Origin of the sequence: Streptomyces sp. BBFR51 (assembly GCF_044591655.1) — a bacterium.
Classification (GTDB): Bacteria; Actinomycetota; Actinomycetes; order Streptomycetales; family Streptomycetaceae; genus Streptomyces.
In genome coordinates this window covers 6,465,296-6,489,489 of sequence record NZ_CP172448.1, presented here as the reverse complement: position 1 = coordinate 6,489,489, position 24,194 = coordinate 6,465,296, and the positions used below count along the sequence as shown (strand labels likewise).

Genomic DNA, 24,194 nt, shown 5'->3' with positions numbered 1-24,194 from the left:
ACGCGACATGGGCACGACGAGCACGGTGCTGCTGTGGGTACTGGGCGTGCTCGCCCTGACCGGCGGTGTCCTGGTGTTCACCCTGAACTCCATGGCCCGGGTCACCTTCGCACTCCTGGCCTCTCTGGTGTGCGTGGGCGGGGTGGTGACCTTGCTGCGGCTGCCGTACCTCGGCGTGGTGATCGTGCTGATGATGGTCATGGAAATGGTGATCATGGCGGTATTCATGATCGCGTACATGATGAACCCGGCCGGTCTGATGCCGATGTCGATGCTGCACAACAAGCGCGGCTCACTGGTCATCAGCGGCCTCGTGTTCGCCGCGCTGGTCGCCGGGATCTTCCTGGTGCCGTGGCCCGACCGCACGGGAGCGCGGCCCAAGGACACCACCTTCCAGGTCGGGATGGCGTTGATGGGCGACCAGATGCTGACCATGGTCACGCTCGGATTCGTCCTCCTGGCCACCATGGTGGGCGCCACCGTCCTCGCCACCCACCGCGGCCGGTACGACCGCTTCGGCGACGACCTCGACCAGCGGCCCGCGAACGACCCGTCCGGCGGCGGAGTGGGCCGATGACGTTCGAACTCCTGCTGGTCCTCGCGGCCGGGCTCTTCTGCACCGGCCTGTTCGGTGCCCTGTCCCAGCAGTCCATCGTCATGATCATGATGGGGATCGAGCTGATGATCGGCGGCGTGATCGTCGCCGCCGCCGACTTCTGGTACTTTCTCGCCCCCGCCGCCGGCAGCGGCCAGGTCGTGATCGTGGCGGCCGTGATCGCGATGGCCGTGGAGATGGCCATGGGCTTCGCCGTCACCACCGCCATCTACCGCGCCCGCCAGGTCGACATGACCGACATGGCCGAGGACCTGAAGGGATGAGCGCGCTGCTCTGGCTGCTCATCGCTCTCCCCCTGGGCGGCGGATCGGTACTTGCCCTCACGGGGCCCCGCCGGGGCAGCCTGGTCCCCGCCGCCGGTGTGGGGGTCGCCGTGGCCACGCTCAGCGCGGCGGTCGCCGCCGCGCTGACCCGGCCGGACGCGAGCGCGCCGCTGTTCGTCGGGATGGAGGCGGGGCTGGCGGTGGACGGCCTGTCCGCGGTGATGGTGGTCACCGTCGCCGCGGTGACCGTCGCCGTGCTGGTCTTCGCCGCGGGGGAGTTCGCCGCCCACGAGAACAGGGGCCGGTTCTTCGGGCTCATGCTGCTCTTCGCCGGCGCCATGCTCGTCACCGTCACGGCGACCACCCTGCCGCTGCTGCTGATGGCCTGGGAGCTGATGGGCGCCACCAGCTGGGCACTGATCGGCTACTGGTGGCAACGCCCCGAACGGGCGGAAGCCGCCGACGTCGCCTTCCTCACCACCCGCGCCGCCGACCTCGGCCTGTACCTGGCCGCCGGCGCCGCCGTGGCCGGCGGCATCGGCTCGCTGCGCCTGGACGCCCTGCCGCACGCGGACGCGCCCTGGCTGCACCTGGTCACCGCGGGTGTCGTGGCGGCCGCCCTCGGCAAGTCCGCGCAACTGCCGTTCTCGTTCTGGCTGTCACGCGCCATGCAGGGCCCCAGCCCCGTCTCCGCACTGCTGCACTCGGCGACCATGGTCGCCGCCGGCGCCTACCTGCTGCTGCGACTCGCCCCGTTGCTGGACGCCACGGTCTGGGCGGGGCCCCTGGTCGCCTGGACCGGCGTGGCCACCGCCCTGGTCCTGGGGCTGGTCGCGGTCGCCCAGCGGGACCTCAAGCAGCTCCTCGCGGCCTCCACCTCGGCGCAGATCGGCTTCATGGTGCTGGCCGCGGGCAGCGGCGGCGTCGCCGCGGGCACCACGCAGCTCGTCGCCCACGCCGCCACCAAGTCGGGTCTGTTCCTCGCCGCGGGCGCATGGCTGACCGCGCTGGGCACCAAGCAACTGCCCGCACTGCGCGGCGCGGCCCGCGCCCACCCACTGGTCGGCGTGGCCTTCACGGTGGGCGCCCTCACCCTGGCCGGGCTGCCGCCCCTGTCCCTGTGGGCGGCCAAGGACGAAGTTCTCGCCGGCGCCCGCACCGAGTCGACCGCGCTGTACGCGGTGGGCGTCGCGGCGGCGGCCGTCGCCGCCGTGTACAGCGTCAAGGCCGTCTGGTACGTCACCCGCCCCCTCCCGCACGACGCGGGATCCGGGTACGACACCGAGGAGCGCGGCACCCGGCGCGTCGCCCCTACGACACCGGCCCCACTCCTCGCCCTCACCCTCGCCGCGGCGGTACTGGGAGTGCTGGCCCTGCCAGGACCGGCATCCTGGCTGAAACGGCTGGTCCGAGCCCAGGGCGAACCGTCCCCCGAGCCCTGGGAACTCGGGCTGTCCGCCGGGGTGGCGCTCGCCGCCGCCGGCCTGGCCTGGCGGTGGGCGTCCCGCCCGGCACCCGCACCACGCGCCGCCATCCGAATGGTCCACGGGTGGCTGTACCTGGAGCAGGCGGCGAGGCACGTCGTGGTCCGCCCGGTACTGGCCCTCGCGCGCACGCTGGCCGCCTTCGACGACCGCGTCGTCGACGGCGCCGTACGGCAGGCCGCCCGCGGCGGCCTCGCGGCGGCCCGGCTCGCACGCCGTCTCGACGACGGCGGCATCGACGCCGGAGTCCGTGCCGTCGCGACCGGTGCGCGGCGCCTGGGCCGGTGGGCACGCCGCCCGCAGACCGGACTGCTGCACCAGTACTACGCCCAGGCCGCCGTGGGCTTCACCGTGCTCGTACTGATCATCCTGTTGGTGAGGTAACCCCTGTGCTGAGCGTCGTCACGTTCCTCCCGCTGCTGGTGTGCGCGGTACTGCCGCTCCTCCCCCGCACCCTCCCCGACTGGGCGTACGTATGGGTGTGGATCGCCACCGCCGCCGTGGACCTGGCCCTGGTCGTCGGCCTGTGGGCCGGCTACGACGCCGACGGCGGGATGCAGTACGAGCAGCGGGCGCGCTGGATCCCCAGCGCAGGAGTCGGGTACCACGTGGGCGTCGACGGCCTGTCCCTGCCGCTGGTCGCTCTGACCTGCCTGCTGTTCCTGGCCGTCGCCGTCCACTCCCTGCGCGAGACGCGGCGCGTACGCTCCTACGTCTGCCTCTTCCTGTTCCTGCAGACCGTCAGCATCGGTCTGTTCGTCGCTCTCGACCTCATCCTGTTCTTCGTCTTCTTCGACCTGTCGATCGTCGGCATGTTCTTCGTCATCGCGGGCTGGGGCCACGGCGAACGAGCCCGGGCCGCGGCGCTGAAGTTCTTCCTGTACACCTTCGTCGGCTCGCTCGCCCTCCTCCTCGGCTTCATCGGCCTCTACCTGGCGGCCGACCCGCACACCTTCGACATCGTCGACCTCACCCGCGTGAACCCGCTGGCCGGACGTGGCCTGTACGCGGGCCTGGTACTGCTGGCCATCGGCGTCGGCCTCGCCGTCAAAACACCGACCGTGCCCTTCCACACCTGGCTGCCACCCGCCCACACCGACGCCCCCGCCACCGGCTCGGCGATCCTCGCCGGCGTGCTGCTGAAAATGGGCACCTACGGCTTCGTCCGCATCGCCATGCCCCTGCTGCCCGGCAGTTGGCGCCACTACGCGCTCCTCATCGTGATCATCGGCGCCGTGTCCGTCGTCTACGGGGCCCTGGTGGCGCTGGCGCAGACGAACTTCAAACGCATGATCGCCTACACGTCGGTCAACCACATGGGCTACGTCGTCCTGGCCGTAGGCGCCGCCGGGACACTCGCGGGCAGCGACGCCCAGGCGCGCACCCTGGCAGTGACCGGAGCGGTCACCCAGATGGTCAGCCACGGCCTGATCACCGCCGCTCTGTTCCTGCTCGCCGGCGTGCTCTACGACCGCGGACGCACCTACACGATGGACTCGTACTCCGGCCTGGCCGCGCACACCCCGCGCTTCGCGGCGGTCACCGCCGTCGCCGCGTTCGCCAGCCTCGGCATTCCCGGCTTCTCCGGCTTCATCGCCGAATTCCAGATCTTCACCGGCAGCCTGGCCTCCCACGCCATCGCCACTGCCATCGCCGTGACCGGCATCCTGATCACCGCCGCCCTGTTCCTGACCGTACTGCGGCGCATGTTCCTCGGTAGCCCGCGCCTTCCCGAGACCATCCCCACCGGTGGTATCCGAGACCTGAGAAGGGCCGAGGCGCTGTCCACGGTGCCGCTCCTCGCGGTGGCCTTGGTGATCGGCGTCGCACCCCGATGGCTGCTGGACGTCATCGAACCGGCCAGCCGTACCCTGACCGGCCTGGTGGCGCGGTGAACGAAAACCTGGCCGCGCTCATCCCCGAGATCGCCCTCCTCGGCGCCGCCGTCATCGGGCTCCTGGCCGGTTCCTGGCTGCCCCGCCGGCGCCAGTGGCTGGTGGCCGTACTCGCGGCTGCCGCCTGCGTGACCGGCCTGGCGGCCACCGCGGTCACCATGGCCACCGGCCACGAGCAGACCGTCTTCGCCGCCGCGTTCGCCGTCGACACCGCCACCGACATCGGCCGGCTCATCGTGCTCGCCGCCCTGCTGTTGATCATCGGTATGTCGGTGGAGACCGTGAGGGGCCACAAACGCGAAGCCGAGTACTGGGTGCTGCTCCTGATGACCGGTGCCGGCACTCTCGCCCTCATCGGCGCAAACGACCTGCTGATGCTGTTCGCCGCCTATCTGCTGGCCAGCGTCCCCGCCTACGCACTCGCCGGTTTCGCGAAGGACGCCCCCGCCACCGAAGCCGCCCTGAAGTACTACCTGATGGGTGCGCTGCTGGGCATCATCATGCTCGCCGGCACCGCGCTCCTCTACAGCGCCGGTCACGCCACCCACTACAGCGACCTCGCCACCACCCTGCCCTCCGCCCCCTACGGACTCGTCGCCGTCGGACTCGTCGGCGTCCTCGCCGGCCTGCTCTTCAAGATCGGCGCGGTACCGGCCCACTTCTGGGTGCCCGACGTCACCGACGGGGCCCCGGCACCCGTCGCCGCGTACGTCACCACCCTGCCCAAAGTCGGTGCTTTGATCGCCGGTTACCGACTGCTGCACCAGGCAATCGCCGACAGCGACGTCAACTGGCCGCTGCTCCTCGCAATCCTGGCCGCGGTCACCATGACCCTGGGCAACCTCGCGGCGTTCTTCCAGACCTCCGTCAAACGGCTGCTCGCCTACTCCACCATCAGCCAGGTCGGCTACCTCCTCATGGCCCTGGCCGTCACCACCCGCAGCGACACCGTCCAGAGAAGCCTGCTGCTCTACCTGGCCGCCTATGCCGCCACCAACCTCGGTGCCTTCGCCGTCGTCACCGCGCTCCCCCGGGCCCGTACCCTCACCGACTACCGCGGCCTCGCCCGACGCCACCCCGGCCTGGCAGCCGTGCTCGTCGTCTGTCTCCTGGGCCTGGTCGGCACGCCGCCCACCGGCGTCTTCCTCGGCAAGCTGGAAATCTTCAGCGCGACCATCGACGGCGACTACACCTGGCTCGCCGTCCTCGCCGTCGCCAACACCGTCGCCTCGCTCTTCTACTACCTGCGCTGGCTCGGCCCGCTGTTCCTCACCACCGACACGGCACCCTCCGAGACACACGCGGGCGCGGGACGCTGGCCCGCCGTCACCGCTCACCTGGCAGCAGCCCTCTCCCTTGCACTCGGCATCGGCGGACAGGCTGTTCTCACCGTCGCCGCGGGACCGCTGCTGTCGTGAAGTTCCGTGCGTCCTCGAGCTGGCCGAGTCGAAGGCCGGGGCAGCGAGGGTGTCGCTCAAGTCGGACGGGCCGACGACGTCGATCTCGAGGAACAGGACGTCGGCCGGGCCGGGCACGGGATCCCTCTTGCTGGCGGAGGTGGCGAAGCGTGTAGGAGGTGGCAGCCCCGCTGACTCCGGGGGGCTCGTGTACGGCCGCTGGGAGGCGGCCTACGACGGCGCGAAGACCGCCACGGTGCCTGACGTCCTCGCGGTTGCCCTGACCACCGACCCGGCCACGGCGGAGTTCTTCGAGACACTGAGCCTCTTCCAACCTGAAGTGCCACCTCAGGGGCCTCAGCTGACGCGGGCTGGCCCCTGAAGAAGCCTCCGTGGACGGTCTCACCGTAGGGAGTCGGCATCACACACCGCCGTCCGGTTGTGTTGATGTGCGCCAGACCCTCTGGCAGGGTGCGGACATCAAAAGGGGGAGGGACTCATGCTGAAGCAGTCGCCGAGGGTGTGCTGATCCACCAGAGTGAGTTGCTCGAGAACAACACCGTTGTCGTGCAGGGCAGGGACAGCGTGCTACTCGTAGACGCCGGGATTACCGGTGCCGAAATGACCTGCCTGGCGAACGACCTTCGACGGCATCCCACCCGTCGCCGGACGACCCGGCCGACCCAGGCGGCGCCCCGAGGCTGTCCTCGGAGACAAGGCATACGACTCGAAGGCCGTGTGCCTGGCACTGCGCCGCAGGCGGATCCTGCCCGTCGTCTCCCGCAAGGGCGCCCCGAACATCAAGGGCCTGGGCAAGCTCCGCTACGTCGTCGAGCAGACCTTTGCCCTGCTCCACCAGTTCAAACGCCTCGCCGTCCGCTGGGAACGCCGCCCTGAACTCCACGACGCATTCCTCAATTTGGCCAGCAGCCTGATCTGCTGGCGGCGGCTCAAGAGGACCGGATCAGCTAGGAGTGTCGACTCACGACCGAGCTTGCGTATGAAGCCAGATCGTGGGTCGAAGCCTGCAGGCGCCGTCGCCTGAGCGTGCCCACAAGGGGAAGAGTATGCCGGTAAGTCGCTGACCAGGTGATGTCGGTGCCGCCGTGGGGTGCTGGGGCCAGGTCCACAGACCCCCGATGAGAAGTGAACAACCCGGCGGCCTGTTCGTAGCTGAACCGCTGGTCGGGAACCATCTCGACAATGCGCTCGCGGCAGCACACCCGTCCAAGGCGAGAACGGATGGTGCGGAGATCACCAACCCGTGCTGGCCGCTCGACCCCCGCGGGCAGCTCCCACTCGACCTCGTAGTACGAGGTCCACGACGGCCAGGATTCTGCATCTAGGAGCGAGGCGTAGACGAGAGCGGCAGGCACCGGTGAGTGCGAGGTAGCAGTAACGGCGAGGGACGGCACCCAACAAGGCTAGACCGTGTCTCACCGTGATCGTGTTACGAGCTCCAAGGACGAGAAGGTACGCGCAAGGATCGAACTGGATCGAGCGTACGTGGAGGACCTACGTGAAGCCCGGGTTTCCAGCGACCCACGGGTCGTATCGCCCAAACCCGGCTGGGAGTGGGCAAGCGGCATTCACGAAGGGCAGGCCCGAAACCTCGCCCGCCGAAGCAAGCGCGAAGGGACGCCCTGACCAGAGAACTGCTTCCGCGCCGCCACAGCACCACCCACGCCAAGATCCGTTGCCTTGGCGAGCAGGCTATAGCCACCCTCAAGGGCTGGCGCTTCCTGCGGAAACTCCGATGCAGCACCAACCGCATCACCAATGTCGTGAAGGCAGTAGTCGTCCTTCACCACGCATCAGCATGAGGTTGCAAAAACGCTCACTGGACCGGCAGAACCGCTACGCCATCCTGTACCGGATCCAAGACGCCGAGAAGTCCGAGACCCGGGCGTGCCGGATAGAGAAGTACCTAGCGATGCTGGCCAAGGGCGAAAAGCTGTACCCGTAGTCCCGAAGCGCAACCGGGTAGTACTCCGGGGGCCCGGCGCGCCTGCGGCCCCGGCCGCAGCCACCAAGTGCCTCACTGAACGTAACGAAACGTCAGAGGCCCTGAGAAGGCGCACCGCTCAAGATCGAAGACCCGGCAAACCGCTGAAAGATCAGAAAGGGCCTCCGACGCAGGCCCAGAGGCCCTCTCCAAGGAGAGGCCGCAGGTGGCGGCAGACCAGCCACACTGTACGCCGGGTTCTGTCGCCCTACCAAGAACATGGGCACCAGCCACTCTTGGCCGATCATGTCGCGCGATTCACCGCTTGAGCTTCCAGCCATGCCTCTACCTCCGTCCAGCGGTAGCGCAAATAGCGGCCGACCTTGTGGGCTCGCGGACCCTGGTGTCGGTGATTCCATATGTAGACCGTGTTCAGCGGTACGCCCAGGAAGTCGGCCAGTTCCTCCGCGCTCATCAACGGGCAGCGGTCTCCCGCGCCACTGGCGGCTTCTTCGGCACGGGCAGTGGTTCGACGCATGGGCACTCCAGAACGGTTCGGCATAGGCAGGAAAGAACCACGTGAGCAGCAGTCCGCAGTGGTGACGCACGGAACGTTTACATGAAATTCCAGCCGGACCAAATAGAAGAACTTGCGAAGAGATTCCTACCACCCTTGCGAACTTTCGAAGGACACAAGCGAATCTTCGCGGAGGGTTCGGCGAGGCCTCGCCGAACCCTCAGCGAGAATTCGCCTAGGTGAGATCCTCCTCCCTACCACTCTGCGGCCTTGCCGCGAAGAGCCCAAGAATGCGTTTGACATTTTCAGCTTGCTTGGATCAACATCCCACTCACCTGATACGAGAGAACCCACAAAGAAGGTTCAAGGCCCGCTGCAAACTAGGAGTTGAGTCCATGCCGTACGACCGTTGGCACAAGTCACGCCCGAAAGCCGGGGAGTCGACCTGCAGGGAACACGGTAAGGTTCCAACGAGGGATCACGGGACCGGGAAGCGGTGGCAGGCCCGCTGGCGTAACCGGGAAGATGTCCAGCAGACTGAGCTGTTCCGCACCGAGGCCGAAGCTCGCAGGCACGAGACCAAGATGCGGTCCGGAGTGGACGACGGGTCATATATCAACCCTCGCGCCGGAGAGGTCAGGGTCGGTGAACTCGCCCTCACGTGGCTCAAGAGGCATGAACACAAGAATCCGCGCACGTACCGACGCCACAAGGAGCGGATTCTCCTACACGTCGCTCCTACCGCAGTTGGGAAGATGCGCGTAAAGGACGTGAACGCGTCGTCTTTGCTGGACTGGTTGCACGACCGTCGTCGGCTGCTCGAAAGTTCCACGCTGCGCCTGGTATTCGACAATCTTCGGGCTGTCTTTGATCTGGCCGTGGACGACAGCCTGATACACAAAAATCCATGCCTCGCCAAATCGGTGCAGGACGCCAAGCCGAAACGAGGAGGCGGCGGCCGGGCAGAGCTGACCCTGACGTGGGAGGACACCGATAAGATCCGTGCCGAACTTCCAGAGCGCTACAAGGCACTCGTCGACTGCGGTCGCGGCCTCGGTCTTCGCCAGGGAGAAATTTTCGGCCTGTCGCCAGACGACATCGACTGGGCCCATCCCGACGGCCCGCTTGTGCACGTGCAACGGCAAGTGGTCCACGACGGGTCGTTCCTGGTGTACGCCCTTCCCAAGGGCGGAGACGACGAAGACCCAAAGGACCGGTGGGTCGAACTGACCGATGATGTGGCCGTCCCCCTGCGCGAGCACATGGAGACATACCCGCCTGTCCAGGTGACCCGACCATGGGGCAGCCAAGACGGCGCCCCGGTCACGGTGCGGCTGATCTTTTACACTCGAGAGAAAACGGCCATCCAGTCGAATTGGTTCAACTCCTACCGCTGGAAGCCCGCTTTGGCAGCGGCCGGCCTCATCAAGCCCCTCGACCCCGAAGAGAAGGGACGGCGTTGGGAGAATTCCCGCGACAAGATGATGCACGCCCTTCGGCACCTGTACGCGTCGATGATGATCAACGGCGGGGTAGACGTGTACACGCTCGCGGATCGGCTCGGCCACGCCGATCCTGCGTTCACTCTGCGTAAGTACGTGCATCGGATCGCGGGAGCCGGTTCCAAGATCCGCGTCGCGGTCCAAAGCGCCTACACGCGAGCCACCTGACTCCGCAGCGTTCGGCTTGTGCAACGCTCGTGCAAGATGATCATCGAACGGGTCTGTCTGCACTGGTCAGGCGGATGGTATAGGAGTTCCGGGACATCTGAGGGCTCCAAGAAAGAAAACGCGAAACCCTCTCCTGACGTGCATGTACGCAAGTCAGGAGGGGATTCGGCTTCATCTGTGGGACTTCTCAGGAACTTTTGACTCGAGCCGGAGCCGGTCTCGGGGGCTGAGAGACGAATCGCCCGGGCGAGCCTGTCGCGCAGCACATACGGCTCGTCGATCTCCTTGCCGTTCACCGCGACACGCGTACCGTCAAGGGACTCCACACGGTCACCGCCCAGGCCGATCACCCGCTGCAGGACCGGCGCGGCCCCGTACCGCCCCGGCGCACCCCGTACGGCTGGCGGACCGGCTCCTGGACGACCTCGGCGTCGGCCGCCTGCACCCGTCGAACGTGGCGTCGAGGTCCGGGGTGGCGAGCACGACCCAGCCGTAGGTGCCCTTGGCCGTCATGCTCGAGGACGGTGTCGCGTTCCGACGCGGCGATCGAGGGGTCGGCGGCCACAGCGAAGCGGGCCCGCCGCTGTTCGGTGAAGCGTCCGGGTTCGGCGGCATTGATCTCCGGGACGTGCATGACGGGGGAGGAGACCGCGCCGCCGGTCAGCAGCGGGCGGAGCTGGTAGAGGCCGTCCTCAAGGCTCCAGGCGAGTCCGCACTCGCGGAGCTCCTTGAAGCCGCGGTTCACGGTCGGCTTGTTCGTGCCCAGCTCGGTGCGCGATCAACGACTGCCTCCCACCGCCGGCCAGGCCAGTGAAGTGACCGGAATCACACAGTCGTCCTGGGTACACTCCGTGCGCTGCCCGCCCCGCACGTTCTGCAGTCCCCTGGCCGGGAACTGCTTCCCACTTGCGGCGATGCGCTGGGTGCGCGGCACCCTTCCATCAACCGCCCCAGAGACCCGACCACACCGGAGGTCACGAGTCACGCTGAGTAACACGCGCTCCCCCGCTGAGTCCCGAGTTCGCCGGTTCCCTCTTCTCAGCGTTGCCTTGATCGGCTTGAGTGAGGCAGTCCTCATTTCTGGGGGCCCAGTCGGCTTAATGGCGCGTGGCGATCACGCGTGAGCAGATACCGTGGGGGGTTTGCCGTGGCAGACGAGAAGGTACTTGACGCCCAAAAATGGGTAAATGCGACATACGGTGGCGTGGCCGGCTACGTACGGTGCCCGGAAGACGGCAAAACCGGCTGGCCTACTATGAACTCCCTGATCATGGGCTTACAGCACGAGTTGGGCATTTCTGCGGTGGTGGCCAGTTTCGGCCCCACCACGATGAGTAAGGTCCAGGCCCTCGGGGAGATCGGGTTCGGCTGGAACCAGAACTCGAACATCGTGCGGATAATTCAGCACGGTCTCTTCTGCAAGGGATACTGGGGTGCGAACGGATACGGGGAATTCGGCGCGGTCACCACGGAGGCGGTCAAGGCTCTCCGCGTCAACATGGGGCTGCCGGACGGCGGCACCGGCACCACCGGTGGCACTGTCACCGCACAGATTTTCAAGTGCATCCTCAACATGGACGCGTACGTCGTCGTGGCCGGCGGAACCGAGAAGATCCGCGCTATCCAGCAGTGGCTCAACGGCCGCTACTGGCAGCGGGATGCCTACTCGATCGGTCCGTGCGACGGCATCTACTCCCGGGACGTGCAGAAGTCCCTGGTGATCGCGATCCAGTACGAGCTCGGACTCAGCCCCAACGGCAACTTCGGGCCGGGTACGCAGGCCGGCCTGCGTACCCACTCCGTGCGGGAGGGTGACTCGGGCATCTTCGTGCAGCTCTTCACGGCCGCCTGCGTCTTCAACGAGCCGGTGATCGTGCGTGGCCTCGACGACGCGGAGGTCAGGACGACCTTCAAGAGCACCTTCGACTCGAAGACCCGGGAGTTCGTCGAGATCTTCCAGAAGTTCTCCCAGCTGTACACGGAAGTCGACGCCTCCTACGGCGTAGGCGAGTACGACACCTGGGCGCAGTTGCTGGTGTCCATGGGCAACGCGGACCGGGCGGCGACGGGTTCGGACACCAGATTCGAGATCACCGCCTCACGCGCTCGCTGGCTGTACGACAACGGCTACCGCCTGGTCGGCCGCTACCTCTACGACCCGCCGGGCTCGACGCTCGACAAGGAGATCAAGCCCGGCGAGCTGCAGACCATCTTCGACGCCGGCCTGCGGGTCTTCCCGATCTACCAGGACAACGCGCGGCAGCTCGCCGACTTCACCTACAGCCATGGCTACCAGCACGCCCTCAACGCGCACGACCTGGCCAGCCAGTACGGTTTCAACCGGGGCACCACGATCTACTTCGCGGTCGACTACGACGCCCAGCAGTGGGAGATCGACGGCCACCCGGAGGGCGTCGTCACCTACTTCAACGGCGTGGTGGCGGGCCTGGCCAGCAGGGGAAGGAAGTACTTCCACGGGGTCTACGGCTCCCGCAACGTCTGCCTCAACGTCACCGCCAAGACCGGCGCCCGCTTCTCCTTCGTCTCAGGCATGTCCTGGGGCTTCTCCGGCAACCTCGGTTATCCCCTGCCCGCGAACTGGGCGATCAACCAGATCAAGGAGTTCAAGGTCACCAACGGTGCGGACACGTTCGACCTGGACCGGGACGTCTGGCGGAGTCGTAGCGAGCCGGGCGTCGCTTCGGTGAACAACACGGGCGGTCCCGCCGATGGTTACATCGCCTACGTGCAGCGGTTGTACGACCACGCCGTCGCGTACAGGTCGTCGAACGGCGTCGACACCAACGCCAGCCGGCTGGTGATGGAGTACATCCGTCACGAGAAGTACCGCGGTCTGACGTGGTGGTGGCTGGCAGACAGCTACGACGAGGACTTCGTCGAGTACTGCAACTCCCGCGGCATGTCGGTCCAGGACTCCTTCACCGACACCGTCACGGGATACCAGCTCGATGCCACCCACCTGATGGCCACGGCCAACGGCTTCCTGGAGAACGCCGACCCGGCCGACAAGAAGGAGTCGACCGGCGGCGACATCGCCGGCTGGGGCGGGGACATCATGACCTTCTGGGCGAACTGGCGGGACGCGGTGGACGAGTACGCCTCGCCACTCACGTTCTGCGAGGCCAAGCTGGCCGTCCCCGGCACCGTCTCCAGCTTCGGCTACACGGACATGATCGAGGACGTCGACGGTTACCTGCTGGCCAAGCACGTAGCAGGCGGTGGGAACGTCGTCGACTGGATGAAGGCGCAGTACAACAACGGAGGCGGCCTCACCCGCTTCCGCAGCCACTTCGACAAGCGCTGGCAGAACGCCACCAACGCGCGCGCGTGCTGCTGGGACGTCCTCGCCGGCCCCTCCGACGTCACCGTCAACGCGGCCCGGCTCGCGCTCATCACGGCATCCGGCGCCGCCCTGCCGGCAGACTTCGTCCTCCTGCCGGGCAATACGGAGAAACTTGCCCTGTTCTGCCAGGGGTTTACCGACCGCCAGCTCTCCCTCATCGGCCTGGAGAACAGCCTGGCCGCCCAGTACAAGGAGAACCTGGCCACCTATCGCAAGCAGGCCGCGCGGCGGGCTGCGGCACGATAGGCGTCCCGACAGACCGGCGAGAGCCTGCAGGGTTGTGCCATGGCCGTCATTCTCATCCCCATCCTCCTGCCCCTCCTGGTCGGACTGTGGTTCTGGAGCCGACCGCTGTTCTCCGGCGCGTGGCGGCGCAGCCCTGCCTGGTTCACCTGGAGCGCGCTGCTCCTGCTGCTGGGCGCCGGGGTCACCTATCTCGTCGGCTCCCTCGCAGGGGCGTCACTGGACCCGGAGGAGGCATGCCACCGAGCGGGCGAGAGCTACGACCGGACGTATCGCAGGGCGAACTTCGAGGAGTACACGCGCTGGTTCCCACTGCACGACAAGTGCCACGCGGGCTATGACCTGGTACCGGCCTGGGTGAACCCGGTCTTCGTCGTACTCCTCGTACTGGCGCTTGTCTGTCTGGGCTACGCCGTGGGCCTGGCCGTAGTCCAACGCCGAACCAAGAAGAAGGGCATCTCATGAACGATCTGAGCAGACGCCGTGTGCTCGGCGTCGCCGGCACCTTGACCGGGGCAGCCGCCCTTGGCCTGCCGGCCATCACCTCGACCGCGGCCGCCGCCCCGCTCCGCACGAACCAGACAGCGACCACCTGGCGCGGTCCACGCTCGGCCAACGGCTGGAAGATCCTCGCCCAGACCGAGTCCCACCCCATCGAGGGCAGCGGCCGATCCGTCCACCTGGCGGGCGGCGCAGCCGCGACGCTCCTGCTGCATGTCGCCCGCCGGTTCCACTACGAGATCGACCAGCTTCGCTCGGACGACGTGACGGGCCACCGCAAGTCCCGCACGGTCCATCGGCCCCACGAGTCGAATTACCTCTCGGGAACGGCTATCGCGATCCGGCCGTACGCCTACCCGCCGGACGTGAGGGGTGGACTGTACCCGCACGAGCTGGTCGTGGTGCGGGACATCCTGGCCGAGCTGGACGGTGCCGTCGCCTGGGGCGGTGACTTCGACACGCCGCAGGAGTCGCACTTCGAAGTCGCTCTGGGACCCGCCCACCCCAAGGTGCGGGGCGTGGCCCGCAAGCTACGAACCTGGCGGGACACCCCGGGGCTGGGGGCGGGGGCGGTGAACGCGTTCGAGCCGGGGCGCCGCGAAGACGTCAAGGCGTTCGCACGCCGTAGCGGCTAGCAGGATCGCCCGTGCCTGGGCCTGATCGTGGCGGGATGTCTTGTTCCCGTACTTTCCGGGCAGCGCGGCAGCGGCGAACCCGACATCCCAGCCACCGGCGCTGTTCATGCGGCACGTGGCACCCGGCTCGTTGCAGTCGGCCGGACGGTGTCCGTCGAGTTCGACGAAGCTGGTCGGACTGCCCCCGCCGAACGTGTAGCGGTTACCCGTGAACGGGTCCGCACCCCATTCCATCGGGAGCCCTCTGGGACTCTTCTGGGACTTCCGGCCGCATCAGCCGGCACGAGCGTGAGAGGTGAGAGCCTTCCGGAACAATGCCGCCGCACCCCTCCTGAGCAGCGCGTATGCGAGCCAGGAGGGGTGCGACGCAGGTGGGGCCGGAGGGACGTGTCGTCCCTCCGGCCCCGCCGTGCTGCCTGGGCCCCGCCGGCCTCCGCGCGGGACCGGTTGTCCCGGGGGCTCAGGCGGTCTGTGGGTCCGCCGGTCAGTAGGCGGAGTCGACGTTGTCCATGGAGCCGTACTTGTCGGCCGCGTAGTTGCAGGCGGCGACGATGTTGGCGACCGGGTCGGTGATGGAGTCCTTCGTGCCCTTGACGTGGTAGGTGTCGAAGGTGGGCTGGATCGTCTGGAGCAGGCCCTTCGAGGGGATGCCGTTCTGGGCGTTGATGTCCCAGCTGTTCTGCGCGTTCGGATTGCCGGACGACTCGCGCATGATGTTGCGGTGCAGGCCGTCGTAGGTGCCCGGGATGTTCTTGGCGTCCATGACGTCCAGGGCGGTGCGGATCCAGCCGTCGAGGTCGTCGCCGTGCTTCTTCTCGCCGGCCTTGACGATGGCCTTGATCTTGTCGGCCTGAGCCTGGGCCTGGGTCTGCGTGGTGGACGTCTTGGCCGGCTCGGCGGCGTGTGCCGGGCTCGGGGCGAGGGTGAGGGTGACGGCGGCGGCGCCCGCAGCGGCGAGGGAGGCCACGGCGGACTTGCGAATGCTGGGGCGGCGCAGGATGGCGTGCATGGGTGTACCTCTCCATTCGGGAACGTGATGGGGAGGCCGACGGGGGGTCGGCGACGCGGTGTCCGCGTTGGACGCGGCTTCGCGTCATCAGGGCCGGTGTCTGGATCACGGACGGGCTCTTCCCGTCCGGTCCCGGCGCTCGGCTCCCCGGTACGCCGAACACACTGCGGAACGCTCCGGCGCCGCGACAAGTGTGTGACCTACTACGCCGCTTCGTAGACCGGCCGCGTGACCACCCGGACGGCTGGTGACCACGCGGGCGAGCGGCCGTCGGGCGTCTACTAACCCCGGCCCCGTGTGACGTGGGTCCTGTGCGCGCCCTCACAGAGCCGGTCACCCAGCGGTCACATCTAGTCACCCTGCGGAGGTCGGTATCTCACTCAATGAAACAATCCGGTCACCCTTCGGGGTCGCCTGGAAGGCCGGCGTCCCGGTACCGGCCGGGTGACGCGCCTCAGCGGGACCGCGTGCCGAGGTTCGTGAGCAGGTCGTTCAGCACCGTTTCCTCCTCGGCCAGTGTGGTCACCGCTGCCCGGTATTCCTGCGCGTGTACCGCCACGACCGCCCACGCAGAACGGAGCGGTAGCCGTCGAGGTTGCCGGTGCCGTCGTCCAGGTCGTCGAAGGTGATCTGGTCGCTCTTGGGGTTCACCACTTCCATGGCCCGGTTCAGGATTTCGCGGGTGGTGCGGTAGCTGAGGGTGAGGTGGGCCACTCGATCGCGGATGTTGACGCCGACGGTGAAGGCCACGGCCGTACTCCGCATCTCCTCCGCACACGGCACGCGTCCGCCCACATCACTCATAGGCCCGCTTCCCTCCACCCGGTCATGTGAAAGAAGCGACGGCTCCCAGGTGGCTGAGCAGGCCCGGTCGTTGGGTCTGCTTGCCTCAGCCCTGACCGGCACCAACCGCTTGTACAAGGACTTCGTCCACCAGCTCGGCCAGTGGCCTGCGCCTGCCGCACCAAGCCCCCGTCACAGGTGAGCCGTCAACGACCGTGCCCTGCGGCTCCGTCCGAAGTCGCAGGGCACGGTCGTACGACGTCTGCTCAGCTGATCTCTCCAGCGGCGTACCCGACGAACACCCCCCAGGCATTCGATCCAACAGCCAGCCCGGGACGGGCGGTGTCCTTGGAGTCCCGTACATGCACGGTGTGCGGGCAGGTGGCTACTTCCAGGCACTCACCACCGGCGCCCCCGCTGTAGCTGCTCTTGAACCAGGTCAGCTGGTCCGAGCTGTTGGCGGTATCCACGACGCTCATAGGTCTCCCAGCGACTTCTCGATGAATGCCAACGACTCGCGCGGAGTCAGGGCTTGCGCTCGGATGATTCCATAGCGGGACGCGATGCCGCGAACCTCTGTTCGCTCGGACACAATAGTGCTCCGCCCCTGGGCTTCCAGGTAGGCGACGTGGTCTCCCCCGTCTCTGTGCAGAACGACGAACGGCCCATCCACTCCGGCGTTGTCTTCTCTGTCCAGAGGCATGACCTGAATCTCAACGTTGCGGTAGGCGCCAACGAGCAGCAACTGCTCCAGCTGTCCTCGCATAACGGCCGCACCTCCCAAGGGCCGTCGCAGAACCGACTCATCGACAACGAAGCTCACCAGCGGAGTCGGCTTCCGATCAAAGATCTGCTGTCGAGCCAGTCGCGCAGCGACGCGCTGTTGGACCGTCGCCTCATCCAATAGAGGGCGCCACATCTCGAACACAGCCTGCATGTACTCCTCGGTCTGCAACAGCCCGGGGAAGGCATGGGTTCCGTAGACCCACAGTTCAACCGCCTCCGCCTCCAACCGAGCCGCGTCCCGGAAGAACGCCGGATACTGCGCCCGCGCCACCTCCTCCTTCATCTCCTGGAGAACCCCGCCCGCGTCCAGCAACTCATCTGCCAGGTCGATGAACAGGGGCGGCGGCACCCGCCTCCCCTGCTCGTACGACGCGATCGTGGACGGCGAGTACCCGGCCCGTGCCCCGAAGTCGACCCGTTCCAGGCCCGCCCGCAACCGGAACCGTTTCAGCTGCCGCCCGAACACCCGCAGGATGCCCGCCCCCGGCTCAGGGGAAGACCCCGGTACCACTTCCTCCCCCTGCTCTCCTTGCTCCCCCGGCTCCCGCACCAGCTCGCTCATGGACCGCCCAACTCCCTCACCTCGCGGAGGGACACGGCCCGCTCCGCCTACAAGCACCACGGGTACGCGTACGGCGCCCCGGTCGGCTCCACACCCGGCGTCAACGCTAGAACCCAACACGTCGACAGGCGGAAGAAGTCCGAAAGTTCCGCTCATAAGGTGTGACAGCCGTGGATGAGCGACCGGCATACACTGGTCCGTCCTTGAGGGCTTCCACGCACTCCGTACGATGCCGTCGCTCGACCGACGGACCGACAGCCGGAGCGACTTCACCTCACGGCCGCCACGACCCTGCTCAAGAAGAGAACACCGCCCATGCACCGCCCGCCCCTCCGACACCCCGACCCTCTCGCCGCCCCGCGGCTCCCGGCACCCGGTGGTGGCTGACCACCCCGGCCCGCGTCGGCTTCGTGCTCGGCGTGCCCCTGCTGGGGCTGGTCAACACGTTTCTCGGTTTCCTGCTGCTGGTCTTCGCGATCGTCCTGGTCTGGAAGGACAATCCCTGGCAGAAGGGTGTGAAGGTGGCCGCCACCATCGGGGCCATGGCGCTGCTCGGCGCGGTCGTCCCGGACCGGCCCGAGGACGCGGCCTCTTCCGTGGCCCAGGCGGACGGGAAGGGGCGTGCGGTCGACACTCTGGCGTTGCCGACGCCCTCGACTACCGGGACCGGCGGGGAGCCGGCACCCAAGCCCCGGCCGAAGGCCGCCGACTACCGGGGCCTGCGGCTGGACAAGGCGGGGGACAAGGCCGAGGCCGCCGGTTTCGGCGTGGACGACCACAACGCGGCCGACGACGACAAGCGCATCTGGATGCGGTCCAACTGGACCGTCTGCTTCCAGAAGACCGGCTGGACGTCGTCCGACACCGAGACGATCGACTTCGGTGCCGTACAGACGGGCGCACCGTGCCCCGAGGCGGATGGCGGAGCCATCCCGTGGCCGAAGATGTCGGACCTGGTCTGGAAGACCTGGAAGACCGCGCACAAGGAGGTCCTGGACCTCGACATCGTCCCGGAGGACCACGTACGGGCGGACACGGCGTATCTCAACGACACACTGCCCGACGAGGGCGAGTACGACGACTGGCGGGTGTGCGTCACCGACCCCGCCGAGGGCTCGGACGTCACCATCGACACCCGGGTGACCCTGGATCTGACCCACCCGGACAACGGTTGCCCGGGGCCCGACCGGGAGGATGGCGACAGCCTCCGCCTGCCGGACCAGGACGAAGACGGCGACCCCGACTACCGCGACCCTTTCCCCAGCGACCAGAACCGCAACAGCACCTTCCCGAACGGCCTGCCGGACAGCTCGGGCAGCTCCGGAGGTTCGTCCGGCGGGGACGGCGGGGACGGCGGGGACGGCGGGGACGGCTGGAACTGCCCGCGCACCCGTTGGTGCTGACGCTTTGTCTTCACGAGTTCAGGTGCTGGGCCACGGTCGTGCGCACGCTCCCGGGGGCGTGCGGTTGAGCCGGTGACCTGGACCTCGACCACAACTTCAGCGCGATCCGGGGGGCGGGCGTGCTCGGCACAGGTGTCGAGGCCGTGCGCGCGTGCAGGATTCCTCGACGGCGTACAGGAAGGTCTCGGAGACCAGTTCGGGGTCGAAGAGGAAGCCGGCTGTCATCGCGCCGTCCCGGAGCATGACGAGGTGCCGGTCCGCCCGGTCGGCGGTGCGTCGCCGGTCTTGCCCGCCGCCTGGGCCGCGGCGATCTGTCCCCGGATGCCCTGCCGCTTACCGAGGGTGACCATCGCTCCGCCATTCGGCGCACCCTTCGCCGCTTTTCGTACAAGGGCCCGCGCGAACCGGTGTGAATTCTGGATTGCGTAAGTATCGCAGAAATCGTTCACTCGACTGCCGCGCATCCGACGGAGTAGGCAGACGTTACTTCGGATATGACCGAGGAACACGGGGAATTGACGGCGCTTGGCCCGTACACCTACAGGCCCGGCAGAAATCACTGTCCGTCACCGAGCGACGGAACTCTGACCAGAGGTGGTCACCCCGTTCCTCTCCGGGTGACCGAGCCCGTCCTGCAACGGTTCCTGGACGTCATGACCGAGTTGGAGACCGGCCTCGCCGAGCGGTGGGGCCGGGCGCAGGGCTCCCTGACGTACACCCGGGCGGAGTGACCCGCGCGTCGTGCACGAAGAACACACGTACCCCCACATGCCGTACGGCGAAGGTTCGTTCCGCACGACGGGCACCGGCCGGCACCGGGCGCCCGAGGAAGCCTTCCACGAGACCCTGGTTCCGCCCGAACCCGGCTGGGACCCGGCCGAGGAGCTCGCGTTCCTGCTTCAGGACGCGATGGAGCAGCAGACCGGCGTCCCGCACGCGACGGACACCTCGGCGCTCACCCCCGCCCCGGGCACACCGCTGAGCAACCTTCAGGAAATCACGGCGGAACTGCCCCCGTTGAGAGAGTCGCCGACCAGTCACCGAAGGGTCCGCAGAGGGAGAAAGGTGAGCCGGCTGCGCGCCGCGAGCCTGTTCGTCGCCGCGCTCGCCGCGGTCATCGCGGCCTCCGTGAGCCTGTTCGGCGGCATGGTGGCCTACGAACCGCTGCGTCTGGCCGCCGTGACCCGCACCCGCGGCAGCGTCGTCTCCTGGTGGCCGCTGCTGGTCTACGGGCCCTGGCTGGTGGCCTCGCTCGCGGTGCTGCGGGCCGCGTTGCACCAGCGCCGCGCGGTGCATTCCTGGGCCGTCGTCCTGCTGTTCTCGGCCATCGCGATGCTGCTGTGCATCGCGGAGGCGCCCAGAACACTCAGCGACGGCGCGGCCGCCGCCCTGCCGGGACTGGCCTCGCTGGTCTGCTTCCAGCAGGTCATCCGCCAGATCACGCTCACCCGTCCGCCCCGGCGGGCGGTGCCGCGCCACCGGCAGCGCGCCGCGGCCGTGCCGGGCGAGGGGCCGTCGGGCACGGCGGCCCCCGACCCGGTGTCCCTTCCGCAGCAGCGGCAGAACGCCCAGCGCCCTTCGCGGCCCGGCCCGGGACCCAGGAGGCGGCCCTGAGCCGTCACGCACCCACCACGGCGGCGGCCGGCGGCTCTACTTGCCGGCGCCGCGCGTGAACCCGCTGTAGATGTAGCGCTGGAGGAACAGGAACACCACCAGGGTCGGGACGATCACCAGGACGGCTCCGGCCGAGATGTTCTCCCAGTGGGCGCCGAAAGGCCCCTTGAAGCGGAACAACGCGGTCGAAATGGTGCCCAGTTCCTCCGAGGGCATGTAGAGGAACGGAATGTAGAAGTCGTTGTAGGTCGTGATTCCCTTGATGATGACGACCGTCGCGGTCGCCGGTTTGAGCAGTGGAAAGATGATTTTCCGGTAGATGGTGAAGGAATGGGCGCCGTCGATCCGCGCGGCCTCGTCCACCGACCTCGGAATACCCCGGATGAACTGCAGGAAGATGTAGATCGACACGATGTCGGTGCCCATGTAGAGCAGAATCGGGGCCCAGCGGGTGTCGAAGAGGCCGAAGCTGTTGACCACCTGGAAGGTGGCGACCTGGGTCGTCACGCCCGGCACCAGGGTGGCGATCAGGAACAGGGCCATGACGAGCTTCTTGAAGCGGAACTCGAAGCGGTCGATGGCGTACGCCGTCATGGAGCCGATGATCACTGTGCCGGTGATGGAGAACAGCAGGATGAAGGCCGTGTTGCCGAAGGCGGTCAGCATGTGGCCGTCGGTGAACGCCGTGGCGTAGTTGGAGAAGTTCAGCCAGTCCTCCGGCAGGGCCAGGGCGCCACGGCCGTCCGCGACCTCGCCGGAGGACTTCAGGGACGTCAGGAAGACCACGGCGAGCGGGATCAGGACCACCAGCGAGGCCACGACCAGCGACAGGTACGTCAGCGCGGTGGCGACACCCGGGCGCCGGCGCCGCGCGGGCCGTCGGGAAGCGTTCGTGGTCATACGAGGTCGACCCTCTCGTCGGGCACGAGGCGGCGCTGGATCCAGGTGACCAGCAGGATGATCAGCAGCAGCACGACGGCGCAGGCGGAGGCCAGGCCGGTCTTGTTGAACTGGAAGGCGAGCTTGACGGTCTGGATGACGAAGGTCGAGGTGTCGGTCGCGCCGCCGGTCATGATGTACGGGATCTCGAAGACGGACAGCGAGCCGGAGACCGCCAGGATGACGCTGAGGCTCAGCACCGGCCGGATGCTCGGCGCGATGATGTGCCGGAACTGCTGCCACCTGGTCGCGCCGTCGAGCTGCGCGGCCTCGTACAGCTCGCCGGGGATGGACTGGATCGCGCCGAGGAACAGGACGAAGTTCAGGCCGGTGTAGCGCCAGACGGACACGCCGGCGAGCGAGGTGTTGGCGGACTCCGGACTGCCCAGCCACGCGTGGCCGGTGTCGGCGCCGAACCAGGACAGGATCGAGTCGAGGGTGCCGCCGTCCTGGAAGAAGTACAGGAAGACGAAGCCGATCGCGACCCCGTTGATCAGGTACGGGAAGAACAGGATGCCCTTGAACAGGTTCCTGAAGCGCAGGTCGAAGCTGAGGACGGTGGCGAAGTACAGGGCGATCGCGATCTGTGCGGCCGACGCGACCAGGTAGTAGAGGCTCACCGCGAAGACACGGAAGAGTTCCGGACGCGTGAACAACTGCGTGTAGTTGTCGGCGCCGACGTAGTTCCGGTCGGGGCTGACGCCGTCCCAGTCGGTGAAGCTGTAGTACAGCATGTTGCCCACCGGCACGTAGGTGAACGTGATCAGCAGGGCCAGGGGCGCGAGGAGGAACAGCCAGGGGGTGAGGCGGCGCAGCGGCCGGCGGTCTCCGGGGCCGGCGCCCGTCAGGCGGCGGCGGGTGCGCCGTCCGGCTCGGCCGGCGGTCTTCGCGGTCGCCGGCGCGGGGGTACGCAGGGTGTGGGTCATCGTGGGCCATGGCCTTTCGTCGTCCGCGGTGAGCGGCCGGCGGCCGGGGCCCGGGTCCCGTGTCAGGAGGGGGACCGGGCCCCGGCGTCCGCGGGGGTCAGGAGCCGGCGGTCCGGGCGGCCTCCGCCCAGCGCTTGTTCAGTTCGGCGAAGTAGTCCTCGCGGGAGCCGTCCACGGCGCCGCGGGCGATGTCGACGAGCTTTTGGCGGTAGTCCTGCTTGGCCAGACCGATCTCGGAGGCGTTGTCGATGGCGTTGACCTCGGCCGTGTCGGCTTCGGAGCGCTCGATCAGCTTGACATCGTTGTCGATGTACGACTTCAGCGTGCTCGGCAGGGCGGCGGAGCGCAGGACGGAGACGGCACCCTCCGTGTCCGCGTAGCCGGACTTCTCGGTGAACCAGTCGATCCAGGCGCGTGCCGCGTCCTTGTGGTCCGAGTGGACGTTGACGGCCTGCTGGTAGTCGGAGAGCAGCGTGGCGCAGAACTGCCCGCCCTTCTGGGCCGGGAAGGGCATGAAGCCGATGTCGTCGGGGTTCTCACCGGCCTTCTCGGCCGCGTCCCGCATCTGCGTGATCGCCCACGAGCCGAGCAGCATGCTGCTGATCTCGCCCTTGGCCAGCAGGGTCTTGGAGCTCTCCCAGTTGGTGGTGCTCGGGTCCTTCTCGGAGAGCTTGTCGTGGACGATGTCGTACAGGAGCGTGTCGATCACGTTCAGGTCGCTGCCCTCGGCCCACGGCTCCTGCGTGGAGGCGAGCTTGTCGGAGGCCTTGGTGTCGCAGCTGGGTGAGCCGACGCTGTTGGTCCAGGGGCTGCTGAGCGGCCAGCCGTCCTTGAAGTTGGTGTAGTACGGGACGGCGTCGGTCTTCGAGCCGACCGCTTCGAGGTCGTCCAGGAACTGGGCGGGGCTGGTCGGCCACTCGGTGACGCCGGCCTGCTTCCACACGGCCTTGTTGTAGACGAAGCCGTTGGCGGTGCCGAAGGTGGCGATGCCGTACGTGCGGCCGTCGACGTCGGTCTTGTCGGTGAAACGGTAGGTGTCCCGCATCGAGCCGGTGTCGCCGAGCGGCGCGAAGAACTTGGGGTAGTCGCCCTTGGCGATGGCCGCGGGGATCATCAGGACGTCCCCGTACTCCTCCGTGTTCATGCGGATCTTGACCTCCCCCTCGTAGTCGGTCATGGCCTCGAACTCGACCTTCACCTCGGGGTAGGTCTTGCGGAACTCGTCCGCGTACTTCTTCATCGTGCCGTCCTGCACGAGGTCGGTGCGGTGGGTCAGGACGGTGATGGTGCCCGAGACGGCGCCCGGATCCGACGGAGCGGTGGCGGTCTCGTTCGAGGACGGCGAGCCTCCCCCGCCGCACCCCGCGACGGTCAGCATCGCGGTGGTGAGCAGAGCGGCGCTCAGCGACTTCCTCCCCATGTGCCCAACTCCTTTCAAGGGTTACGGCTCGGGCTGTGCGGTGGATGCCCGGCACTATGTCAGCCGGAGTTGAACCGGTAAAGCTGCAAGTTTCTGCGCGATATCCAATCGTTACCTGCCCGGGGCGCGCATCAGGGTCAACACCAAGTCCCGCCTGGGGATATCCGGGTGCGGTCTGTTCACCTCAAGGACTAGACCGGTTTATAGATCGCGGGCTAAGTT

21 protein-coding genes and 4 pseudogenes are annotated in these 24,194 nt (G+C 67.7%); 13 read left to right on the top strand and 12 right to left on the bottom strand.

The window, feature by feature from the left end; all coding sequences use genetic code 11:
* Positions 1-7 precede the first annotated feature (7 nt).
* The 5 genes from ACGH7X_RS29670 to ACGH7X_RS29650 are packed head-to-tail and all read left to right on the top strand — an operon-like array spanning position 8 to position 5,676.
* Positions 8-577, top strand: a complete 570-nt coding sequence (locus ACGH7X_RS29670; protein WP_399890504.1) for an NADH-quinone oxidoreductase subunit J — start codon at positions 8-10, stop codon at positions 575-577.
* Entirely contained in the window at positions 574-879 is a 306-nt protein-coding gene (locus ACGH7X_RS29665; protein WP_399890501.1) for an NADH-quinone oxidoreductase subunit NuoK, read from the top strand. The genes ACGH7X_RS29670 and ACGH7X_RS29665 overlap by 4 nt, the downstream gene beginning before the upstream one ends.
* Positions 876-2,747 (top strand): proton-conducting transporter membrane subunit, encoded by a 1,872-nt coding sequence (locus tag ACGH7X_RS29660; protein ID WP_399890498.1) that lies wholly within the window; start codon positions 876-878, stop codon positions 2,745-2,747. The genes ACGH7X_RS29665 and ACGH7X_RS29660 overlap by 4 nt, the downstream gene beginning before the upstream one ends.
* A gap of 5 nt (positions 2,748-2,752) precedes the next feature.
* Positions 2,753-4,258: a NuoM family protein gene (locus ACGH7X_RS29655; protein WP_399890495.1), complete on the top strand. Its 1,506-nt coding sequence runs from the start codon at positions 2,753-2,755 to the stop codon at positions 4,256-4,258.
* A complete protein-coding gene (locus ACGH7X_RS29650) occupies positions 4,255-5,676 on the top strand; it encodes an NADH-quinone oxidoreductase subunit N (RefSeq protein ID WP_399890492.1) in 1,422 nt (473 codons plus the stop codon). Before ACGH7X_RS29655 ends, ACGH7X_RS29650 begins: the two co-directional genes overlap by 4 nt.
* 947 nt (positions 5,677-6,623) lie before the next feature.
* On the opposite strand, the gene ACGH7X_RS29645 is transcribed toward ACGH7X_RS29650, so the two are convergent.
* Entirely contained in the window at positions 6,624-7,070 is a 447-nt protein-coding gene (locus ACGH7X_RS29645) for an SRPBCC family protein (protein ID WP_399890489.1), read from the bottom strand.
* 183 nt (positions 7,071-7,253) lie between these two features.
* On the opposite strand from ACGH7X_RS29645, the pseudogene ACGH7X_RS29640 reads away from it, so the two are divergent.
* Positions 7,254-7,478 (top strand): annotated as a pseudogene (locus ACGH7X_RS29640) (transposase family protein); the annotation flags it as partial.
* A gap of 14 nt (positions 7,479-7,492) precedes the next feature.
* Positions 7,493-7,621: pseudogene (locus ACGH7X_RS29635) on the top strand (YdeI/OmpD-associated family protein); the annotation flags it as partial.
* Between the two features lie 283 nt (positions 7,622-7,904).
* Here ACGH7X_RS29635 and ACGH7X_RS29630 read toward each other — a convergent pair.
* A complete protein-coding gene (locus tag ACGH7X_RS29630; RefSeq protein ID WP_217171185.1) occupies positions 7,905-8,138 on the bottom strand; it encodes an AlpA family transcriptional regulator in 234 nt (77 codons plus the stop codon).
* 734 nt (positions 8,139-8,872) lie between these two features.
* On the opposite strand from ACGH7X_RS29630, the gene ACGH7X_RS29625 reads away from it, so the two are divergent.
* Positions 8,873-9,787 carry a tyrosine-type recombinase/integrase gene (locus ACGH7X_RS29625; protein WP_366472475.1) on the top strand — a complete coding sequence of 305 codons (915 nt, stop codon included), beginning with the start codon at positions 8,873-8,875 and terminating at the stop codon, positions 9,785-9,787.
* Here ACGH7X_RS29625 and ACGH7X_RS29620 read toward each other — a convergent pair.
* Together ACGH7X_RS29620 and ACGH7X_RS29615 are read right to left on the bottom strand one after the other, a co-directional pair.
* Entirely contained in the window at positions 9,769-10,113 is a 345-nt protein-coding gene (locus ACGH7X_RS29620; RefSeq protein WP_399890486.1) for a hypothetical protein, read from the bottom strand. The genes ACGH7X_RS29625 and ACGH7X_RS29620 overlap by 19 nt on opposite strands.
* A 20-nt stretch (positions 10,114-10,133) precedes the next feature.
* A pseudogene (locus tag ACGH7X_RS29615) lies at positions 10,134-10,349 on the bottom strand (VOC family protein); the annotation flags it as partial.
* Positions 10,350-10,934: 585 nt separating this feature from the next.
* Here ACGH7X_RS29615 and ACGH7X_RS29610 point away from each other — a divergent pair.
* From ACGH7X_RS29610 to ACGH7X_RS29600, 3 genes are read left to right on the top strand one after another with little or no spacing between them, the layout of a single operon-like run.
* A complete protein-coding gene (locus ACGH7X_RS29610; protein WP_399890483.1) occupies positions 10,935-13,397 on the top strand; it encodes a glycoside hydrolase domain-containing protein in 2,463 nt (820 codons plus the stop codon).
* A gap of 39 nt (positions 13,398-13,436) precedes the next feature.
* Positions 13,437-13,859: a hypothetical protein gene (locus ACGH7X_RS29605; protein ID WP_399890480.1), complete on the top strand. Its 423-nt coding sequence runs from the start codon at positions 13,437-13,439 to the stop codon at positions 13,857-13,859.
* Positions 13,856-14,530 carry a hypothetical protein gene (locus ACGH7X_RS29600; RefSeq protein ID WP_399890478.1) on the top strand — a complete coding sequence of 225 codons (675 nt, stop codon included), beginning with the start codon at positions 13,856-13,858 and terminating at the stop codon, positions 14,528-14,530. Before ACGH7X_RS29605 ends, ACGH7X_RS29600 begins: the two co-directional genes overlap by 4 nt.
* 484 nt (positions 14,531-15,014) lie before the next feature.
* On the opposite strand, the gene ACGH7X_RS29595 is transcribed toward ACGH7X_RS29600, so the two are convergent.
* The 4 genes from ACGH7X_RS29595 to ACGH7X_RS29580 all read right to left on the bottom strand — a co-directional run bounded on the left by ACGH7X_RS29595 (position 15,015) and on the right by ACGH7X_RS29580 (position 17,670).
* Positions 15,015-15,539 (bottom strand): transglycosylase SLT domain-containing protein, encoded by a 525-nt coding sequence (locus ACGH7X_RS29595; RefSeq protein ID WP_399890475.1) that lies wholly within the window; start codon positions 15,537-15,539, stop codon positions 15,015-15,017.
* A gap of 522 nt (positions 15,540-16,061) precedes the next feature.
* The gene (locus tag ACGH7X_RS29590) at positions 16,062-16,343 is read right to left on the bottom strand and encodes a hypothetical protein (RefSeq protein WP_399890473.1); all 282 of its coding nucleotides are present in this window, start codon (positions 16,341-16,343) and stop codon (positions 16,062-16,064) included.
* Positions 16,344-16,588: 245 nt separating this feature from the next.
* Positions 16,589-16,801 carry a DUF397 domain-containing protein gene (locus ACGH7X_RS29585; RefSeq protein ID WP_399890471.1) on the bottom strand — a complete coding sequence of 71 codons (213 nt, stop codon included), beginning with the start codon at positions 16,799-16,801 and terminating at the stop codon, positions 16,589-16,591.
* Positions 16,798-17,670: a helix-turn-helix domain-containing protein gene (locus ACGH7X_RS29580; protein WP_399890468.1), complete on the bottom strand. Its 873-nt coding sequence runs from the start codon at positions 17,668-17,670 to the stop codon at positions 16,798-16,800. Before ACGH7X_RS29580 ends, ACGH7X_RS29585 begins: the two co-directional genes overlap by 4 nt.
* 410 nt (positions 17,671-18,080) lie before the next feature.
* Between ACGH7X_RS29580 and ACGH7X_RS29575 the strand changes: the two genes are divergently transcribed.
* Positions 18,081-19,073, top strand: coding sequence for a hypothetical protein (locus ACGH7X_RS29575; RefSeq protein ID WP_399890465.1), 993 nt, complete (start codon positions 18,081-18,083; stop codon positions 19,071-19,073).
* Positions 19,074-19,169: 96 nt separating this feature from the next.
* On the opposite strand, the pseudogene ACGH7X_RS29570 reads toward ACGH7X_RS29575, so the two are convergent.
* Positions 19,170-19,343: pseudogene (locus tag ACGH7X_RS29570) on the bottom strand (TetR family transcriptional regulator); the annotation flags it as partial.
* A gap of 498 nt (positions 19,344-19,841) precedes the next feature.
* Here ACGH7X_RS29570 and ACGH7X_RS29565 point away from each other — a divergent pair.
* Positions 19,842-20,687 carry a DUF2637 domain-containing protein gene (locus ACGH7X_RS29565; protein WP_399890462.1) on the top strand — a complete coding sequence of 282 codons (846 nt, stop codon included), beginning with the start codon at positions 19,842-19,844 and terminating at the stop codon, positions 20,685-20,687.
* A gap of 36 nt (positions 20,688-20,723) precedes the next feature.
* On the opposite strand, the gene ACGH7X_RS29560 is transcribed toward ACGH7X_RS29565, so the two are convergent.
* From ACGH7X_RS29560 to ACGH7X_RS29550, 3 genes are all read right to left on the bottom strand, one after another.
* On the bottom strand, positions 20,724-21,587 hold the full coding sequence (locus ACGH7X_RS29560; protein WP_399890459.1) for a carbohydrate ABC transporter permease: 864 nt from the start codon (positions 21,585-21,587) through the stop codon (positions 20,724-20,726).
* Positions 21,584-22,552 (bottom strand): carbohydrate ABC transporter permease, encoded by a 969-nt coding sequence (locus tag ACGH7X_RS29555; protein ID WP_399890456.1) that lies wholly within the window; start codon positions 22,550-22,552, stop codon positions 21,584-21,586. Before ACGH7X_RS29555 ends, ACGH7X_RS29560 begins: the two co-directional genes overlap by 4 nt.
* Positions 22,553-22,649: 97 nt before the next feature.
* On the bottom strand, positions 22,650-23,972 hold the full coding sequence (locus ACGH7X_RS29550) for an ABC transporter substrate-binding protein (RefSeq protein ID WP_399890453.1): 1,323 nt from the start codon (positions 23,970-23,972) through the stop codon (positions 22,650-22,652).
* Positions 23,973-24,194 lie beyond the last annotated feature (222 nt).

Excerpts from the sequence above, each read along its gene's own strand:
- ACGH7X_RS29670 (WP_399890504.1), top strand. The coding sequence starts at position 8 with ATGGGCACGACGAGCACGGTGCTGCTGTGGGTACTGGGCGTGCTCGCC.
- ACGH7X_RS29665 (WP_399890501.1), top strand. The coding sequence starts at position 574 with ATGACGTTCGAACTCCTGCTGGTCCTCGCGGCCGGGCTCTTCTGCACC.
- ACGH7X_RS29660 (WP_399890498.1), top strand. The coding sequence starts at position 876 with ATGAGCGCGCTGCTCTGGCTGCTCATCGCTCTCCCCCTGGGCGGCGGA.
- ACGH7X_RS29630 (WP_217171185.1), bottom strand. The coding sequence starts at position 8,138 with ATGCGTCGAACCACTGCCCGTGCCGAAGAAGCCGCCAGTGGCGCGGGA.
- ACGH7X_RS29625 (WP_366472475.1), top strand. The coding sequence starts at position 8,873 with ATGCGCGTAAAGGACGTGAACGCGTCGTCTTTGCTGGACTGGTTGCAC.
- ACGH7X_RS29605 (WP_399890480.1), top strand. The coding sequence starts at position 13,437 with ATGGCCGTCATTCTCATCCCCATCCTCCTGCCCCTCCTGGTCGGACTG.
- ACGH7X_RS29600 (WP_399890478.1), top strand. The coding sequence starts at position 13,856 with ATGAACGATCTGAGCAGACGCCGTGTGCTCGGCGTCGCCGGCACCTTG.
- ACGH7X_RS29595 (WP_399890475.1), bottom strand. The coding sequence starts at position 15,539 with ATGCACGCCATCCTGCGCCGCCCCAGCATTCGCAAGTCCGCCGTGGCC.
- ACGH7X_RS29590 (WP_399890473.1), bottom strand. The coding sequence starts at position 16,343 with ATGAGTGATGTGGGCGGACGCGTGCCGTGTGCGGAGGAGATGCGGAGT.
- ACGH7X_RS29585 (WP_399890471.1), bottom strand. The coding sequence starts at position 16,801 with ATGAGCGTCGTGGATACCGCCAACAGCTCGGACCAGCTGACCTGGTTC.
- ACGH7X_RS29580 (WP_399890468.1), bottom strand. The coding sequence starts at position 17,670 with ATGAGCGAGCTGGTGCGGGAGCCGGGGGAGCAAGGAGAGCAGGGGGAG.
- ACGH7X_RS29565 (WP_399890462.1), top strand. The coding sequence starts at position 19,842 with ATGCCGTACGGCGAAGGTTCGTTCCGCACGACGGGCACCGGCCGGCAC.
- ACGH7X_RS29560 (WP_399890459.1), bottom strand. The coding sequence starts at position 21,587 with ATGACCACGAACGCTTCCCGACGGCCCGCGCGGCGCCGGCGCCCGGGT.
- ACGH7X_RS29555 (WP_399890456.1), bottom strand. The coding sequence starts at position 22,552 with ATGACCCACACCCTGCGTACCCCCGCGCCGGCGACCGCGAAGACCGCC.
- ACGH7X_RS29550 (WP_399890453.1), bottom strand. The coding sequence starts at position 23,972 with ATGGGGAGGAAGTCGCTGAGCGCCGCTCTGCTCACCACCGCGATGCTG.